The sequence below is a fragment of the Ruegeria sp. CDSA193 genome, from assembly GCF_059611885.1.
This window is the reverse complement of the sequence record NZ_JBXWPN010000003.1, coordinates 153,648-172,171: the sequence shown is the minus strand read 5'-3', so window position 1 is coordinate 172,171 and position 18,524 is coordinate 153,648. Positions and strand designations below refer to the sequence as shown.

Genomic DNA, 18,524 nt, shown 5'->3' with positions numbered 1-18,524 from the left:
AGTGTGCTTATCGAGTCCCCAAGATTTCCAGCATAGAAATCCGATCCAACAGAGTATTTCGGCGTTCGCAACTTGTTTCTGCTGTGAACAAGCAGCCGTGGCATGCCGCGCCGTTGATCATGTCGACATCCGACGTCAGAAGGTCAGATTCGGAAGAGCAAATTGGATCATTTCCACAGACCGATTGGCGCTTTATTCCTCGGTGCAACGTCGCCGGAAGGTTGGTTGCTTGATCAAGTAATCCGCCCAGCGTCCCCTGTGATCCCCCGCCAGCTGCATAAATAAGCAAACCCAGTTTCGAGACTCGCCCGCTTCCCTCCGGCTTCAAGACATAAATTCGTTCTGAAAGTGATGTTGAAGGATAACCGGCTTCAAGGGAAATCTGTTCAATCAGCAAGTGAGACAAAGAGTGGACAAAAACGTACTCGTCTCCCGGGTAGGGTCGCCGCCTAGTTGGGTCCTTTTGATACCAGGATTCATAACGCTGCTTTAACTCGTTTAGAGAGCTCTCTTTTCCCAAAGTGCCGATGCGTTTTCGAACTTCACTGATGTCAAACTTCAAAAACAAGCCTTCGCCAAATTGCTCCATTGCCGGGAGCCAAGTTACTTTGTCAGCCAGTGACTGACCTTTGACCTCGAGCGTAATGTCTTCTTGGATTTCATCGAACGGCGATGGAGCCGGCTCAATCCGCGTGAAACCGTATAGGCAGGTTACTTCGCAAAGCCGGTGTACTTTTGCGAGCGAGCTAATAAATGAGGTATCGAACTCGCCAGGATCCCGCCAGTCCGCGTCGTCCAGCGTCTCGGCATGAAGTCGAGCGCCTAAACTATTTTGTCCAATTAGCTTTTTTCCACTTGCCAGTATCGCATATTCTTCAACTTTCGGATTCTCGATATCACTTGTGTCAGAAGAAACCTGATCAGCGCGCACTTTCTGCAATGCTGCCCAGACTTCGGCCTGACTGATACCCTCGAACGCATTTTTGATGGGGCCCTGTCCGTAATGAATAGGGTGTAGTGCTTCCTCAAGGCTTTTGACGCTGTCAAACGCCGGCAAGTGATCGTGTATCTTTTGTTCAATTTCGTTCTGGTCGGTCGGCAGAGCAATCAGCTTTAGTGTCTGTGAGTAGTAGTTATTGATCGCCCCTCGTGTCATCGGACGCTGGCTCTCATTGCATGCTGTAGCCGTATAACCCTCAATCCATGGGCGGTACCCCTTGCAGGTACCAAGCGCATTTTCGGTAAAAAGCTCACTCAGCTTTCGATTGGCTCCACAGTCACACAGGACCGTAATGTACTGAGGATCACCGGCGGCGCCTTCATCCTTCATATACATCGTTTGCTGGCAGTTCTTACCTTGATGAACAAAATATCGCCAATCGATATCGTCGATGTGGCCCTTGCTGCAAGCGGCGACCCAGCGAACAGGCGATATGGTTTGTCCCTTTTTCCCCTTTGGCTTTTCTCCCGACCGAAACCGTCGCAGCTCCTGTTTGGACAGATCTGAGGGATCTGAGACAACTTCCCATCTGGGGTACTTTACCGCAGGAACGGCAGGAGTTTTGTGGCCTGTCGGTGTGTCTCCGTTGAGAGGTGGCTCGTACAGGCTCAAGGTCACGCCTGTCGCGAGCCAGCTCTCCCCGTCTTCAGAATTGTTCAAGAGCTTCGTAAGGTAGTTTACCAGCCGAGGCTCTTTGATCTGCCGCATGCTTTGGTTTCCAAATGCAATTGGCCAGCTGTCCAGCCCCATGATCATCACAGAGTTGTCTGGTAGATCAACAATTGCGCCCGGTCCAAAGGTCTGGATCAGTTGTGACAACCTAATTTCATCTTTGGAGCTCACCAAGTATCCACCTTTTTCTTGATTTGCGGCCCGGCCAGGTAGTCCTTGATGTCAAGGTCGATCCCAGGTTGAACATCGCGCATTGACCAGCCAGCCCGATAAAGCTCAAAGTCTGATGAAAGAGCAGAGAGGTCGGTTAAAGGATTGTGCATAAGCCCCTGATCATCGGCGCGATTGGTGTCCCAATAAAGGTCTTCATCGCCGTGATCCGCTAGCAATTGTTCCCAGCTGTCAATTAGACGGTCGATATCTTCCTGCAAACAGACCCTCGATTTCAGGAAGTTACTTGCTTCGATGACAGAAGGGTCCTTTGGATCAAATTTGGATGCACCAGCCTTGATTGCAAAGTCAGGATTGAGGTGCCGTACCAAACCGGCAAACACTGCACCAAGAGCTCGGTCTTTGGCGCGCATTGACCCCGGTGTGACGCTTGTGGCTTCGACTGCACGGTAGAAAGCTTTGTGATAAGTCTCAAAGTCTTCATAATGAGCGCGGTCACGTGCCCGGTGCATGTTTAAAATTACAAACACCATGCCAGGGCGGTCGGAGTCACGCCCGACGCGGCTGGTAGCCTGAATATATTCAGCCGCTGACTTGGGTTGATTTTGCACAAGCATCAAGCCGAGACGGGTGATGTCGAGACCAACGGAAATCATATTGGTTGCCAGCGCCACATCAAGCGGACCTTCATTTTCTTTTGGTGGCGATTTGAGAAAGCTTTCCGCCAACCGCTTCTTGGCCTTAGCCACGAGGTCTGTGCTGAGGCGCGAAGTCAATTCTTCTGGCGCGGCGATGCTGCGGCTGGCAAATGAAGTCTCTGCGATATTTTGTCCATCGCGCAAGCGCTTTAGGGGCCAACTGCGCAAATTGTTGGCCACCTCGTCTTCAACGATGCGACGACTGGCCCCCAGCTCCCGGAGTGCATTGAAGTAGCACAGGGCAGTCATGTAGGGATCCGCTGCGTTTTCATCCGCGTCCCGTGGATCGTCATCGTACTGTTTTTGTGCTGCGGCAAGAATAGGCACGACGGAGCGTAGGAGAACTTTGCGCGGACCGATACCCAGAGCGCTTATTGCCAAATATCGACGGCCATGTGCCTCTTCCAAAGGTCGGGTAATGGCAAAGTAGCTGTTGCGTCGATCAATCCCTGGTGGAGGAAAAATTGCTGTCTTGTCCCGACCAAACAGTTTTTCAATTTGGTCTTCGGCCCGCCGTACTGTGGCAGTCGAAGCGACAATTTTGGGACCACGCAATTCACCGTTAATCTTGCGTGAAGACAATCGGTCAACCAATGCCTCATAAAGGCCCGCAATGGTGCCCAAGGGGCCGGAAATCAGGTGTAACTCGTCCTGAATTACCAGCGATGGCGGTGGCAGGCTCTCACCTTGATCGTGCAAGAGAAAGCCGACACCCGGCTCATCAGCCCCATAGAATCGAAGATGTTTAGTATCCGTCTCCTGACTCATGCGATTAACATTGTCGAAGAATCGACCGACCTCGCCGCGCCTTGGCAACGACGCAAATTTATCGACAGTGCCGACAACAAACGCAGGTAGTCTGTTGTAGATTTCCTCATCCACGGCCAGAACGGGCAGTCCACCGTTTTCGGCGCTGAAATCACAATCGATGTTTTCACAGTTGATCAGCATACGCTTGCCGACCACATGGAAGGTGTCCTTGCCGAATGGCGCACCGCACCACGGGCATTCCTTTATTGGGGCCGGTGCTTCGCGCCCCGATTTTCGATACCTGTTGACCTTGGTGTAGGCATGGCGAGCGTGGCTGTCTTGTTCACCGCGTCCGCCAATAAGATTTGGAGTTGCCCCGGAACCGACCCACAACCCAATCTCAATGGGGAAAAAGCCAAGTCGAGGTTGATCGTTCTTCTGCCACTCCGGTGAGCGGCGCAACAACTCCATGGCGCAGATCATGGCGGCGGCTCGGCCAAGCTGGTCTAGGGTGAGAAGTCGCAAAGTATAGCGCATGATTACGCAGACGCCGCTACCTAGCCAATCCGGATTGTTAAGGCGTCGATAAGCAATCTGAAAGGCTGCAAGGCCAAGATAGGCCTCTGTTTTACCGCCGCCGGTAGGAAAGAACAGCAAATCGACGGTTGTGCGGTCGGCGTGAGTTGGATCAGAAAGGCCGTTTAGGTTCAGCAGGATAAAGGCCAACTGGAACGGTCGCCAAGAGGCTCCGACAATGCCGCGCTTCTCAAGATAGGAATTGATCGACAGGTTCATCGCGCGAAACGCATCACGCGCTGCCTCATCGGCTTCTAGTAACTCGATGCCCTGTTGCATGCGAGCTCGGGCCTCTTCCTGCTTGGCAACCAGTTCGCTTGCAACGTCCCATCGCGCAGCAGTTTCGATCGAGAGAAGCTCGTTCGACTGGCTTGAAATGAATTTGGCATAGTCACTTGGAAAGCTCTGCAAAACACTCGCCAGTTTCGAGGCATCCTTAGCAAGCTCAGCTAGAGCGAGCATGTTAAATTCTGTGACGGTCTCCAGTGCTTTGTTCTGGTCAACTTTTTCCACATCCGCCGACGGCAATGGATCGGTCCATACCATTTCGGTGTGACCTTCAGACGGTTCGGCATGTCCTGTGCCAATATTGCGGCCACCGGCAAATCGCAGAACGTCGGCATAATGCAAATCGTGCAGACGGAGGTCCGGATCATCTGCTTTGTAGCCGCTCATATCCGGGTTTCCGATGAAACCAGCACCGCCTGCCTTCAGAGACAAGCCGACCTGAAATACATTGGACACATCGCGAAATCGTTGAGCCGCAGGGCGTCGGTTGATCACGAATACGGTGACCGACAAACCATCAAGATCAGCCTCAGGTCGGGGCAGTTTGGTATGCTGCACCATCAGGTGCAGATGCAAAACGCCGCCCTTTCTCTGAGGGGACTCGGTATCCAGCAACGGAATGGAAATACCACCCTTGGCTTGGGCTGCCTCGGCGAGCTTTGCCGCAGTGATCCTGTGATCAACGGAATTTGGCTTACGGTGCCAGCTGATTTCCTTCGGTGCCCCTTTGCCTGTTCCGTCTAACACCTCCTGAGGGATGGGCGGCTGGGCGATGTAATCGGCATAGCGCAGGGTGACGTCGATATGCGGACACTCTGGGGCGACAAAGGCGGTCAAGCCAAGGCTGGATGGATCAAGGCGTTTGCGCTGCTTGGCTTCTACTCCGCCGTCGCTGTCCTCGCCAGCTGCCGCGCCCGGTTCCGGGTCGTCATCCAAACTGGGTAAGGGCTTTTGGATTTCGGGGGCGTCGTTTTTGGAAAGGCCGACGACCGAGCCTTCGGCTGGGGTGAGATAGCCGATCAAGTAAAAGCTGGACGGACGAGTAGAATTGATGACCTCATGATTGGCCATGTGACTATCGTGGAAAGCGGGGCGGGTGTCAGGCCCGACCACATCCATGCGGAACGCATCGATGATTTCGTCGCGAACATCTGCTGAGGTTTTTAAGGCTTCGTCGCTCATATCAGTGTTCCTTGTCGATCTAGCTGCAAGGCCTTCGGTTTCATCTTACCTTCTGTGTCTCCTTTCGCTTCCTCAGCGGCACGGGTGCGGTTCAATTCCAGCAAGCGAGCCAGAACTTTGTCGCGGAACCATGCGGGCCAGTGATAGCGTTTCTGATAGGCAAATTCGGGCTCATCCGTTTGATGCAAGAAACGTGGTGCTGCGCCATCGGGTGAGGTGTCTTGCGCCATATCGGCCAAATCGTCCCAGCCATAGGCGCGAAGCACTGCATCATCCATTTTGGCGTGGAGGTGTCGCAGTTCAACTATATCGGGCTTGCGGTCGAGTGGATCGTGGAAGCGGTTGTAGGTTTTGGTAAGACCTAAGTTTGTAGTGGTCAAAACCGATGACCGAAGCTCCAAATAATCGAGTCCAATTGCCTCTACATCGGCGTGGAATTTAGGTTTGGGGAATGCTTCCAGGCAATCTGAAATAGAGTATGCCAAGTCATCCTTCAAAGTAGATCCGCTTACTCTAGCCCAAACTTCATGAGCAGACGATTGGAGGGAGGCAAAGGTCGCAGTCGTAGCATCGGGAACTACCGCCAACTTATTGGAAAAGACTTGTCGGCTGTTTAGTACGACAACCGAAAGGTTCGGACTATACAGAACTATTGCGATGCATTGCTTTTCCGCTTGCTTTCGGAGACCACTAATGAGGCCGGGGCGATTTTCGCCATATCTCCACCAGATATTTCGATAGTTATCGCGGTTATCTGTTAACCTGTCAGGCTTTACTAGTTCCTCGACAATTTCAAGTAGATCGGGCCAGTCTGCTGCTACTGGATCAGGGTAATCCTTGGGCACTAAACCATTACGCAGCATTTCTGTCCGGTCGTGATCGGATACGCTTTCCCACAAAGTAAGATTAGAGTTCCGACGCAACGGGAAATCCTCAAAATCGATGACATAGCGGTGATGTTTGTGCTGCGGGTCTGTATTGACCTCGCTACCTCCAAGATATGGTTTAATCCGTTCGGCGTTGCGCGGATTTTTTTCAATCAAGTCCCGCATCTTGGAAAGCGATGTCGCTTTCCCCTTGGACGCATTGTCATCATCAAAGGTGAACCCCAAACCAAGGATGATCGAACCTTGAAAGGCCGTTCCCTTGTTTGCCTGGAGGACCACCGGAGTGTCATCAAAATTGCCTTCACGCACAAAGGCGGAAATACGGCTCACTGGACGGTCATCCAGCCGGATTGGCACGTGGTTTGACCCATCTTTAGCCATATGTACGGTCGACACCACAACCGCGGCGTCACCGGGCCATTTTACCCGACGTCTGGCGCGGTAAATCTCACCTTCTTGTTTTTGCAGTAGAAACCGCAATCCACTTTCTCGGGTGTCACCCTGACCTATGGTATTGGTGGCAATTAATCCCATAGTGCCACCCTTACGCAGCAGGCCGTAAGCTCGGCGAAAGAAGTGCGCCGACAGATCGGCGTTGCCATGAGACTTGGGGCTAATCACTTTCAACCAGTCTAGGAAGCCACCGCGATTTCCATTGATGATTGTGTTTTTGCCAGCGAACGGCGGGTTTCCGACGATACTGTCGAAACCGGGCCTCTCGCCCTCAAACACTTCGGGAAATTCGATTTGCCAGTGGAACGGTGTGATCGGGTGAGGACCGCTGACAAGCTGAGCTCGCAACCGGCGAGCCTTATCCCAACCATCTTCCCGCCCCAGCTGCACCTGAAATTCATCCAGTGCTTCCTTGCGGGTTTTGGCTTTTTGTTCCGAAAAGAACACGGCGATTACTGCATCGCCACCAAGACGTACTTCGGCCAGTTCATGGTCTGCCTCATCCAGCCGATGCTTTTGCGCTTCGAAGGTGACATTGTCTGGAGCTGTGCGAATGCGCTGACGGTCCTGGCGCGCTGCATTAACCAGCTGAATAAATTGACTTGCAAACAGCGGTGTAGACCCTTCTGTTTGCCAATTCACAGCATTGATTTGATCAAGCGTTAGCCCGACAAGGGAATCCCCCGTTTTGAGCGCGTGATCAAGAAAACTGAAATCCTCATCCTTGGAAAGGGTGACCAACCAAAGCGACAATTTTGCCAGGTCGGTGGCCATGTGGTTCTTATCGACACCGTACAGGCATCGTTTGGCCACCTCGCGGCGGGCGAATGTCTGTGGATCAGTGCGTGCCTCATCTGGCAGTAATTCAGGATGGGTCACCCATGCCGCCTCAAGCCGCTCGCCCAATGCGCGGCAGGTTTCCACCAAAAATGCACCGGATCCCATCGCCGGATCGCAGACTTTTAAGTCGAGCACCTGATCGGGCGTCGCGTCGTCGCCTATTTGCTTCAGGATCGGCTCCAAGGCCTCTCGCACAATTGGAGCAGTAAGGGAACGTGGGGTATAGTGGCTGCCAGTTTTGCGCCGTTCGTCGGTTGGCTGCAGAACAATAGTGCCTTCTGTGACGATGCGTTTTCCGGGCGATCCACGTTCGTCGATTTTCTTGTCCAGAGCCGCCAGAAGATCATCTACGGTGTTTGCTGTTTTTATAAGTTTGTTCTGGGCGTCGGTGGTAGTGTAATCAATTGTATCCGCCAGAAACTTCTTGCGCTTGTCTGGTGCTTTGGCGAGCACGTCCTCCAGGTTGATATAGGCGGGAATGTTGCCCTTACCGGATTTCAACGCGATGCTCGACCCTTGGGAGCGGGTGACGGTGAAGCCCATGACCGTCTCATAAACCGAGCCAATCTGTTCCACGTCTAGTGTCTTGTAAGACAGCCGTTCGCCGCCCAGCATCAGTAATTGGCGCAATACTTCGTAAATGCACTTGTCCGAGACAGGAAGGACATCAGGCTGATCACCATCGCCGAACCGACCGAGCAGAAAGGGGAAGGTTTCCGGATCAAACAGTTTCCCACGGCGCTGGTGCATGAACTCCGGTCCAGCCCCATCGTGAATCAGTTGAAACAACCCAAGCAGACGACCCCAAGCGCCGTAGCGGTCAGCCATGGTGTCGGGGTACAGGGCCGCTTCAGCCTCCAGATCGACAAAAAGGCGGCGTACCGCGTAACCTTGTTCGTAGATCGACTTGGCCTGTTGATTATCTAACGAGGGCATCAACTCGCGATCTTCGGCATAGAGCACAAAGACCAGTCGCATCAAAACCGTGAGAAGACCCTCGTAAAACTCCTGCGGCTGGCTTTCCGCCACGGCGCGCATGCTGGTGTCAGTTTCGGCCTCTGAGGTGAACCCGCGCAGAAGGGTGTACAGCGCACCCAGCACTTGGTCGGCCAGTTTAGTCGAGACGATGTTCTGGTTTTCACGCGAACGTTTTAGAATGCCGTCAAGACGGGCTTCGGCACTACCCCAGATGGCATTCTTGCCCAGAAGCAGTTTCAGGCCGGACAACATCTCACGTCCGGCGGTGGTTTTCAGGCCGTCGATTGGCCATTCAAGAAAACCTGGGGTCTCTCCCGGCGGTGAGTATGTCAGACGTAGCACCTGATCAGTAACAAGCAGGCCCTGCGCGACGCCAGTTTCACGCAGGTGGCGTTCAAATGCCTGTTGCTCGGTAATGCCGCTCCAATTCCCAATGGAAATTCGGCTATCCGGGTCTGACCCGCGCTCAATGCATTTAATTAGCAGGCGCGGTGGTTCGTCTGCTTTACCAGCAAGCGCTGCATCAGTTTTCAGCGTGACGTCCATTTCGGTTAGCCTGCATGTGGCCTCAGCGGGCAAGTTCTCTCCGCGCTGTATGCGGCTTTGCGGCCAACCCAGAACATTGGTGCCCATCTGCCAGATATCGGACACGTTTTCCTCGAACACCCTGGTGTCTTCAGCAGTTTGCTTGATGGGAACAAGATTTTCCTCATCTAACGCCGATTGAGAAACAACTAACCCTTCTTGGCGCACATGTTTCAGCCAGAGATCAATCATTTAAGTTTCTCCGGCAACAGATAAACAATGCCCACGGGCTCAATTCGACGGGCCGATACAATGTGTTTTTGGCGCACAAGCTCAGGCTCAGATTCAATCTCGATATCCAGCTCTTGCAGTCGGTCTTCCCAGTTAAGCTTGTCCAGCCGCCGTTGTTCACGCTCTTGCTCGCTAAAGTCGAACTCGTGTTGGACCGCACCCTGTTGTTTGATAATTCGGTCGCGCTGCTGTTCAAGTAGAAGTTTAAGTGAGCGAGCCTGAGCCTCGCCAATTTCGGTCAATTCCCTACGGACATTTTGTTCATTCTCTCGCGCCTGCCGCTCGGCAATTTCGCGCAGAAATTGGGCGTCGGCCGAAGCGCGCTTACGGTACTCATCGCAAATCGGTTCATCCGGCCTTGACGAAGACTGGATTGCCTCTTGGAGGTTTCTATAAACCTCAGATGCTGTTTGACCTTCGAACTTCAGAGGTGTCACGCCATTCAGATTAACCGACGCTGCAACGGGAATAATCTCAGAATGCAGCCGATTGGCTCCTTTGGCGTAGAGCGTGAGCCGGATAAGCAGCACAACGCGCGGGCGTTCGATAGCTGTCTGCAGGACCGCCGTTCTTTCCAGCCGCGAGCGAAACCCCTGGGCATCGAACTGAGCCAGCAGTCGCCTAACTAAACGGTGTTCCAGATGCAGATGTTCTATGCCAGTTCTCAACCGATCCCCGTCCTTGACGGGTGAAAAGCTGACTCTCTTCACTGGAGCGTTCTGGCGATACTCAGCAACAGTCTCGTCCTTGTTGCGCGGCCGCTCACGCAATTGGTCAAAGACCGGTGTCCAGTCTGCATTGGAAAAGCCCGGAGATTTAGGGTCGAGGGCGATGACATCCACACCATTTTCCTGAGCAATTTGTTTCGGACCAATATCTACATGCATCTTTTCAAGTGCATTGAGGAAAACCGCCTGCAAGGCATTTGGTGCAACATTTTTTTGAATTTTTGATTGCTCCAGACGTCGTGCGATTGATTGCAATTCGCTTTCTAGTTTTCGAAGGCGTTTCTGTTTCTCTGGAGCAATCAGAAGCTCTTCTTTCAAACGCTGTGCTTCTAGATAGCTTTCAGACTCTAGGTCCTGCTCCAGCCGATCCATATTCTCGCGTGTGATGCCAGTTTTGAAGCGTTTTTCAATCTCTGTTTCGATAACTGAGCCAACTTCACCCAATTCTCTATTTATACGTTCAGTTTTTCTTACCAGTGCCGCAAGAATTCGGTCCGATGGCCGATGCTTGTAGGTGAAATAACGGCAATACACATCCGGGTTTGGTTGCAAACGTCGGTCTATACGACCATTGCGCTGCTCAAGCCTGGAAGGATTCCAGGGCAAATCAAAGTGAAACAAATCGTAGCAACGATGCTGAAGATTAATGCCTTCGCGCGCGGCATCAGTGCACAACAAAATGCGCAGTGGCTCCATTGCGGGGTCTGCGTTGAATCTAGCCTTGAGGCGCTCCCTTTCATTCTTGTCGGTGTCGCCAGTGAATTCAGCGATACGCTCATCCTCAAGCTCGACAGACAGTTCTTCGAGCAGTTGCTTCTTCAACCAATCAATCGTGGTTTGATACTCTGAAAAGACAATGAGCCGTCTTTGGTTCCAGAATTTCCCTTCCCCTAAATGCTCTCTGATCCAGGCCGCAAGATTCTTACTTTTCGAGTCGCCCTTGAAGGCTTGGCGTGTAGCTGTTGTTAACAGGGCCTCGGCAGCCGTTTTAAGCTCACCATTCACCATCTTGTTAACTTCACCTTGGAGCGTGGTGCAAAACGCTGAAACCGATGATAAGAGCCTTTGCTGCAACAGAACAAAGGAATGTCCGCCTTTGCTTTCCTCCAGCTCTCCAAAGTCCAATAGTGACTGAAACAGTTTAAGCTCCGGTGCATCGGACGGGGTGTCCGGTAGTTCTATATTATCCACATGGCGAACCGGAAAAGGCGTATCAGTAAGCTCTCTCAAATCTGATTTTAGCCGGCGCACCATTATCGCGTCGTGTTCGTCTTGTGACACAGCTATGCCGCGGGTGAAACGCTGTGGATCGAGCATTTCCAGCAGGGCTGCAAAAGAATTTGAATGCCCGTTGTGAGGGGTTGCGGTTAGGAAAAGGCGATGTTCAAACATCTTGGAAAGCTCGCGGACCGCGCGGGTCATCTGGCTGTCGGTGGCATATGCCTGACTGTGTGCGGGCGCAGCGTGGTGAGCCTCGTCAAGAATGAACATTGACCTGGCACGAGGCGCACCAAGTATCGCCTTTAGGCCAACCATATAACCTTCATCCCTCAGTAGAGAGTGAGAAATGATGAATGCATTTCCTGATTGCCACGGGTTGTAACCAAACCCTCGTTCAGCTCTCATCTCGGCGAAGAAATCTGCATCGACAATCTCAGCAGTTAAACCGAATTTTGAAGACAGTTCTTCTTTCCATTGCTGTGTCATTGATGCGGGGGATGAGACTACGAAGAAGTCTACACGTTTTCGCAACAGCAATTCACGTAAAACCAACCCGGCTTCAATTGTCTTTCCCAAACCAACGTCGTCGGCGATCAATAGGTTAACACGAGGCAGGTCCAGCGCTTTGGCCAATGGAGTCAACTGATAGGGCGAAATTTCGATCCCGGCTCTAAATGGAGCTTGGAAGAGCTTATTGTCGGCTGCTGTTGCCGTGTTCCATTGCAAAGATTGCAAATAGGCGGAGTACCCTTTTGCATCAGTTGGAACATTTGATCCCAGCTGGTGCCAAAGTTCATCGTCAACGCATTCGATCGCGATTTCCGATCTCGGGAGGATGAGTTGCTTTTGACCCGTCGCATCGTCATCGAGGCATCGGATTTCAAGAACATCAGGTGCAAATTCACTTGATTCAATATTTTCAATTAGCCAGTGACGTCTACGGACGCGAACGCATTGACCAATTTCGAATTTAGGACTTCCCACTCAGTTTCCTCGTCAAGATCAAGTTGCAGGGTGAATAAGCTTCTACAGCTGAACAAGCCGCGTGCTTTTCCTTGATTGTCAGCCACTTGAGTTTGATCCATTCGCGCGTCGGCAGCAACGGGTATTTGCCTGCGGAGTACGGATTGAGTGATGCAGCGGTTCACATGTCTGAGTGACGGGTCTCGGACCCTACTATGGCTCTACTGCCAGTTCAGATCAGCTCGCGGTGCCAGGTGAATTTGGTACAACAATATAATTGCTCTATTGCGCTAGCTTTCAAATGAAAGTTTAGATCGCAGTTCCTCTATCTGATTTATGTCAACGTCGTATTCCTTAGTCAGGAATCTGAGCGCATGCCGCAATGCATACTCGGGGCTCGTCTCGCCCTCGCAGTACCAAGGTGGATCTGACAGGTTGATCCCATATCTTAGTCGCGAACGAGAGTGGCGGTCGCCAATATGAATCTGCCCAGCGCGAGGCTGAAGGTAGCCGGTCGGGTAATGTGACCTGCCTGGTGTGAAGAACAAGCGTGCATCACGAAACTTGATCGTGTCGCGACCTTCAACAACAATTCGTACCATTTTGATCTCCAAAAAATGTGTTTCGAGCGACCTCAGTAAGCGTCGAGCGGCAGATACTTGGTGAATTGCTCGCTGACCGAGGAAAGTACTGCTATGCTTTGCGAAATTTCAGGCAAGTCAAGAAAATAATATATATCAAACACTTGTAGCATTCACCGAGTTGCGAACTTGAAGCTCAAGTGTACTTTTGCACCTGGGTTCAACGTAGTTCAGCCTCAAAGAGGATGGAAATGAACCCGGGTTCAAAAATACCGGCACACCATTGTGCCGGTATCGATTTGTTAAGGTTGCCTAGGAGGTTCAAGTCGCGGTGTACCGCAAGTCGAAAGGGCTTTCTGAAGTAAGATCGTAATCCAGAAGCGTTTCGACATAGTAATCCCACCATTCATCTAGATCGCTGGCCATGGAGTGACCGCCTAGTATTGCGCGCAACTTTGCACATGCGAAATATGGGAATTCCGACCCACGAAGGCGATCAACCTCAACTAGTTGGGGTAAAACTCTTTCAAGCTTGCTGAAAGCGGCCTCGGCTAAACGGGCGTCGGCAAGACCATCTTCAAAATCGTAGGATATTTCATACCCAAGAAACTCGAATGCTTGACCAACGTCATAGTCAATTTGGGTCAATCCGAGCGGCCCAGCGGGGCAGTCCTGTAGAAACTGAACTACTGCGTCTGTTATCTCCCTGCGACCTGCCTCAGACTTCGCGACAACGAGGATGTCATCGACGTAGACGTGTACGAACCCGACGTTTTCGTCGATAGGCGGCAAATCTTTCCAGACCCATCCGAGGATAGGCCAAGAAGCAGGGGACCCTTGCATTAAACCCGTGGGCGCACCCGTATTGTTCATGTCCTCCCTATATAAGGGGGAGAAAATACTCTCGTCTTTTGCCTGGTTACAGACCTCCTTTCCGTATTTGATTAGTGGTGTCGCGAAGTTCAGGTTTTCATTTCGCAGCGAGTTCGAAACAAAGCGTTGGTGGACCGGTAGACGGTCAAGAATACTTGAATTTACACTGGCAAAGCAGTTTTCGATGTCCAAGGTAGACACATAACAATGTCCATCATTAATTCGCCTCAGTGCGTCTTGGATCAAAGCGTTTCGCCCTTGCCCTTTACATGAATAGACGTTGTTCGAATGAATGGTTTGCGCGTCGATTACCGCTCCGATCAAATGATGTGTCGCCATGAGATATGTCCCGGGGACGCAAATCTCGCGGCATCCTCCTTGCGGCTTTCGTGTACGATACCGTTGGATCGGTTCATTGAATGTCCCATCAAGGTCGAATTCCTCCGCCAATGCGTTCAACACTTGTAAGGGGAGTTGATATAGACCGCTTTTCATAAGGCCAAATAGCTTAGAGTTGTGAGTTCTGAACAAGTCGTATGTCGCTTTGCGTGCGCGGTCCTTGTGACCCAGAACGGCCATTAGACCGATATTCTGAATGCTTGTGTGGGTTTCTTGATAGATGCCTTGTTTGATACGAGTTTCTTTTTTGCTTGTCGGCGTCACCGCTGTTTCTATTGTGGGGATGTTCATAAATACTACCCTTCAGCTTGAAACGAACGAAGTTCGATTGCGGGACAGGCGTTTAGCCAATTGTCGACATCGGCCTCACGCCAGCGGACACTGCGGACACCTAGACGAAGGGCAAGTGGGAACCTATTTTCGGTCATCATGTTGTAGATGGAAGACCGACTTAAACCGGTTCTATTGGTTACTTCTGAAAGACGCAGATAGCGTTCGGACATTGTGTCACCTCTTACGAAACTGTGTTGAGGCTCCTGTTTTGAAATGATTCGGATGTGCAAAAAAAGTCGGCGAAGCCTGCCAAATGTATGCCAAAAATGACAAAATAATTTTGGCTCAAAAACTAAGAATTGCCAGAGAACGTAAGCTTTGACCTACCATCCAATTTCCTGCATGACGCGATAGAACGTGCGCCTACTTACGCCGGTACGAATATTTGGGTCGCTGCGAAGCGCATCGTTCACTTCGGCCAGCAAAGCTTCAACGTTCTCCTTTGGCCGTCCATTCGGGTAGCGTTGCGAAAGTATTCGCTTACATTCTCGTCTTGCCGTCGGTGGACGTCCGGAAGATTTGCTGCCGGCAAGTTCTTTCTGCATTGTAAAGAACTCTTCTGTGGAATGGTCTAGGTATTTATTGAATTGACGCGTATCTGGGACTTGGTCCTCACGAAGAAGAAGGTGAGGGAAGCACAAGTTCCGGATGCTTAACACGTCGTTGCGTCTGAGGTCGCCCGAGTGCCTTTCAATTTCATCTGTTCCTCGTAACGTCCAGTTTTCTGTGTTCCAGAAAGGGTACCTTGACTTGCAGTTTTGGACAAAGGTTTGGAGCAAATCCACAAAACACCCGAGATCGTCAGTTGGAACTTCGACGCCATTCTCAAAACGATCAACTGGGCCGTCCAAAAGCGACCTACTGATCGCAATCGGTTCTAAATTCTTACGACAGAGGAAGAGTTGTGTACTTTCTTCCAGCAGAAAACGCTCAACCAAATAAGATGCAAGCAGGTGTTTTAGTGTTGTCGGATGTATCCAGTCTTGGACCATTGGAAGTGTATCTACTTGTGTGCTTCGGCCCGGTTCAGGTCGATTGAAATCGGGTTTCCTAGAAGTAAATCGTTCGCCAGCTTGTAGGCGTCGCATCAAAGCACTTTTCTCAGCAAATTGCAGCGCGTGGCGCTGAAGACCATCGACGAAAATGTATCCGAGAGGGCAGGGCATTAGCATCCATGTATATGAGAGTGGAACTTGTAGCCTAAACTTCTTCGTTTGGCGAAATCTTGTCACACATGTGGCGTTGAGTTGAAAAACTTTCAGAGGTCGCCGTTTTTGTCTTCGGATTAAGCAATCAGATATGAATTGCGAGTTGACGGTCCGAAATCTAGTTGTTCGACTTGGTTTCGCCCACAACTTTGAGTGTTCAGGCGATTTAAAACAATCTTGTGTAGTTTTGCACCCGGGTTCAAAACTGAATAGTAGGGGAGTCTTGCTCGCCGCCGGGCGTACATTGAACCCGGGTGCAACGCGCTTCTCAGTGTGCACAGAACTGAACGCGGACCAATGTTCTAGTTTGAATTTAATTGTTACTGTGGTTGGCTTAAACACATGCGCCTGCGTGGAATTGCACCCTGCTTCCCATAGAAGGCCAAAGACGAAGCAGTTTTCAAAGCGAGTCCATGAACACTTACTTTTTCGAGTTCGTTCAATTGCACCCGGGTGCATCATTGTCTGGCTGGGCTTTTGACACACAGGGTTTGTCATTTTTTGGCAGCGGTGTAAGTTTCAAACCGAGCAGACGTGTTTGCTACTGCAGGGGCCAACTGATTAATGAAATAAGCTTGCATGAGCGAAACCGACTTGCATATCGTTAGTGACATAGCTGCCAAGGGAGTTTCAAATGGGACAACAAGACGGAAATTCAGAAACAGAACAGACACCTGATATATTGGTCAAAGACCAAAATGGTAACTTTTACTACTGTCCCAGTTCAAGCGTTCAAAAGCTGGAATTTGATAACAACAACCCGATCAAGGGTCTTTTTGGGGATGCCAATTTGCCGGGTGTGATGTCGGTGGCGCTTTTACTAAGCGTCGAAGAAACGGATCTGGTAGTTAGGGACGGTCAGGACTTAGTTCTTCCAGGTGGAGCTAAGCATCTTAATCCGACTGATTGACCAATATTTGGAGAACTCAAATGTGGGTCTGCGACACCATGACAATTCGTGATGTCGCGTTTGCATCAACCAGAAAGAACTTCTTTATAGGCACCCATCGATTGCTTGCGCCTGAAGAGACTATTTCACTTCTTCGTCCCGCGCTTGCTGAGTTTGGAATTACCAGATTAGGCCTGAATACCGGACTTGACGACGTCGGTATTCCGGTGGCAATTGCTGTTCGCCCGAACGCGCGATCTATTTCTGTATCACAGGGAAAGGGATTGACTAACGCACAGGCTATTGCATCCGCGCTCATGGAAGCCGTCGAGTTTTATCACGCTGAAGAAATTAGTCGGGCAATCACGGTGTCAACGCGTTCGAGCCTAGCACCAGATGCCTCAGTCGTAGCGCCATTGGTCGGAGGATCCCATGCACCGCCTGACGATGTGCCAATGCGCTGGATTGAAGGCTGGGACTTGTTACAGCAGGAGATTTGTTGGTTACCGGCCGCGTCTGTTCACGTCGATTCCACGCTGCCGCGGCATCCTACAGACGGTTCCTTTATGTCCAGCAGCAATGGCTTGGGCTCCGGGAACGTACTTCTTGAGGCAGTGTGTACGGCAATTTGCGAGGTAATAGAACGAGATGCGTTGGCGCTCTGGTACGCTCGACCGCTAGCATCCAGAGCGACAACACGGGTTGATCTAGCAACAATTGAAGATGCCGAATCCAAAAAACTCTTGGATCTTTGTCATAGGGCAGGACTGTCTGTTTCGATTTGGGACATAACCTCTGATGTTGGGGTTCCAGCTTTTTTTACCATACTCAATGATGATCGTTCGCACATAAACCCCGCACTGTCAGCGGTTGGTGGTTCCGGTTGTCACCCATCGACGACCGTTGCACTTACAAGATCTCTTACGGAGGCCGCACAGTCGCGGGTGACCCGCATCTCCGGTGCGCGTGACGACCTGAAAGAGATCGAGGAACGGACGCTCGATCAGAAAGCTGCCCAGATTTTACTCGAAGTGTTTAGCAGCGGAGCCGAACGACCATTCCCAGACTCATCTGGCATTGACAGCGAGGACTTGGGTAGAGATTTGCGCTGGCTTTTAGAATGCTTGCGCCGCGCCGGAGTTAACCGAGTTGTCGCAACCGACCTCAGCAATTCCGCTATACGAATCCCCGTGGTTCGTATTGTAGTCCCAGAACTTGAGCAGCCGCACAACCACCCTGGGTATAAAGCCGGCCCGCGAGCACTACGTATGGCTGCTAGACGATGATGTTTGCTGTTTTTGCTGGCCCTTCTGTTCCTCCTGCCGACCGTGCCGAGGCATCCGGTCCCGATTTGATATGGTACCCCCCAGCCAAACATGGCGATCTATTCAAGGTGGCTCAACAGAGTCCCGATGCGATTGGCATAGTTGACGGTCTTTTTGAGACAACGCTCAGCATCTGGCACAAAGAGATACTCTGGGCCTTGGCTCAGGGGATCAGCGTTTGGGGTGCAGCGAGTATGGGTGCTATTCGTGCTGCTGAATTGCACCGCTATGGAATGCGTGGAGTCGGTAAAATCTTTGAAGCATACCGCGACACTCCAATCTTGGACGATGCCGATGTGGCGGTCTGCCATGGTCCAGCGGGGCTGGGTTTCGCCGCTATCACGGAAGCGATGGTCGATGTACAAGCAACGATGAATTCCGCTGTCGAACAGGGTGTTCTGGATAAGGTTAGCGCGCAAGTGGTGTTAACAGTGTCTGCTGAATTACACTTTAAACATCGGACTTGGTCGGCGATCATCGAGCGTGTGCCACTTAGTATAGGCGAATTGTTAAATGGCTGGTTGCCAAATGGTCGTGTTAGCCAAAAGCAATTGGATGCCAACCTGATGATCAAAGCAATCCGTGATCATCTTTCACGCGACATAGAGCGTACGTATCCGAAGTGGTCGTTTTCCTCCACCGAAGTGTGGCATCATGCAATTCGCCATTTGAGTTCTAAAGATCAAAAGTAGA

At 51.3% G+C, this 18,524-nt stretch carries 10 protein-coding genes; 3 read left to right on the top strand and 7 right to left on the bottom strand.

What is annotated here, in order from left to right; genetic code table 11:
* Positions 1-7: 7 nt before the first annotated feature.
* The 7 genes from drmB to AC2FLG_RS06225 form a co-directional block, all read right to left on the bottom strand.
* The gene (gene drmB, locus AC2FLG_RS06255; RefSeq protein WP_496705476.1) at positions 8-1,843 is read right to left on the bottom strand and encodes a DrmB family protein; all 1,836 of its coding nucleotides are present in this window, start codon (positions 1,841-1,843) and stop codon (positions 8-10) included.
* Entirely contained in the window at positions 1,840-5,337 is a 3,498-nt protein-coding gene (gene drmA, locus AC2FLG_RS06250; protein ID WP_496705475.1) for a DISARM system helicase DrmA, read from the bottom strand. The genes drmB and drmA overlap by 4 nt, the downstream gene beginning before the upstream one ends.
* Complete coding sequence (locus tag AC2FLG_RS06245; RefSeq protein WP_496705474.1) at positions 5,334-9,272, bottom strand: Eco57I restriction-modification methylase domain-containing protein; 3,939 nt, start codon at positions 9,270-9,272, stop codon at positions 5,334-5,336. Before AC2FLG_RS06245 ends, drmA begins: the two co-directional genes overlap by 4 nt.
* Positions 9,269-12,244, bottom strand: coding sequence for a helicase-related protein (locus AC2FLG_RS06240; protein ID WP_496705472.1), 2,976 nt, complete (start codon positions 12,242-12,244; stop codon positions 9,269-9,271). The genes AC2FLG_RS06245 and AC2FLG_RS06240 overlap by 4 nt, the downstream gene beginning before the upstream one ends.
* A gap of 881 nt (positions 12,245-13,125) precedes the next feature.
* A complete protein-coding gene (locus AC2FLG_RS06235) occupies positions 13,126-14,367 on the bottom strand; it encodes an RNA-dependent RNA polymerase family protein (protein WP_496705470.1) in 1,242 nt (413 codons plus the stop codon).
* Between the two features lie 5 nt (positions 14,368-14,372).
* The gene (locus AC2FLG_RS06230) at positions 14,373-14,579 is read right to left on the bottom strand and encodes a helix-turn-helix transcriptional regulator (protein WP_496705469.1); all 207 of its coding nucleotides are present in this window, start codon (positions 14,577-14,579) and stop codon (positions 14,373-14,375) included.
* 153 nt (positions 14,580-14,732) lie between these two features.
* Positions 14,733-15,575: a hypothetical protein gene (locus tag AC2FLG_RS06225; protein ID WP_496705467.1), complete on the bottom strand. Its 843-nt coding sequence runs from the start codon at positions 15,573-15,575 to the stop codon at positions 14,733-14,735.
* A gap of 676 nt (positions 15,576-16,251) precedes the next feature.
* On the opposite strand from AC2FLG_RS06225, the gene AC2FLG_RS06220 reads away from it, so the two are divergent.
* From AC2FLG_RS06220 to AC2FLG_RS06210, 3 genes are read left to right on the top strand one after another with little or no spacing between them, the layout of a single operon-like run.
* A complete protein-coding gene (locus tag AC2FLG_RS06220; protein ID WP_496705465.1) occupies positions 16,252-16,527 on the top strand; it encodes a hypothetical protein in 276 nt (91 codons plus the stop codon).
* A 38-nt stretch (positions 16,528-16,565) separates the two neighbouring features.
* The gene (locus tag AC2FLG_RS06215; RefSeq protein WP_496705463.1) at positions 16,566-17,792 is read left to right on the top strand and encodes a YcaO-like family protein; all 1,227 of its coding nucleotides are present in this window, start codon (positions 16,566-16,568) and stop codon (positions 17,790-17,792) included.
* Positions 17,792-18,523: a TfuA-like protein gene (locus tag AC2FLG_RS06210; protein WP_496705462.1), complete on the top strand. Its 732-nt coding sequence runs from the start codon at positions 17,792-17,794 to the stop codon at positions 18,521-18,523. The genes AC2FLG_RS06215 and AC2FLG_RS06210 overlap by 1 nt, the downstream gene beginning before the upstream one ends.
* Position 18,524: the final 1 nt, after the last annotated feature.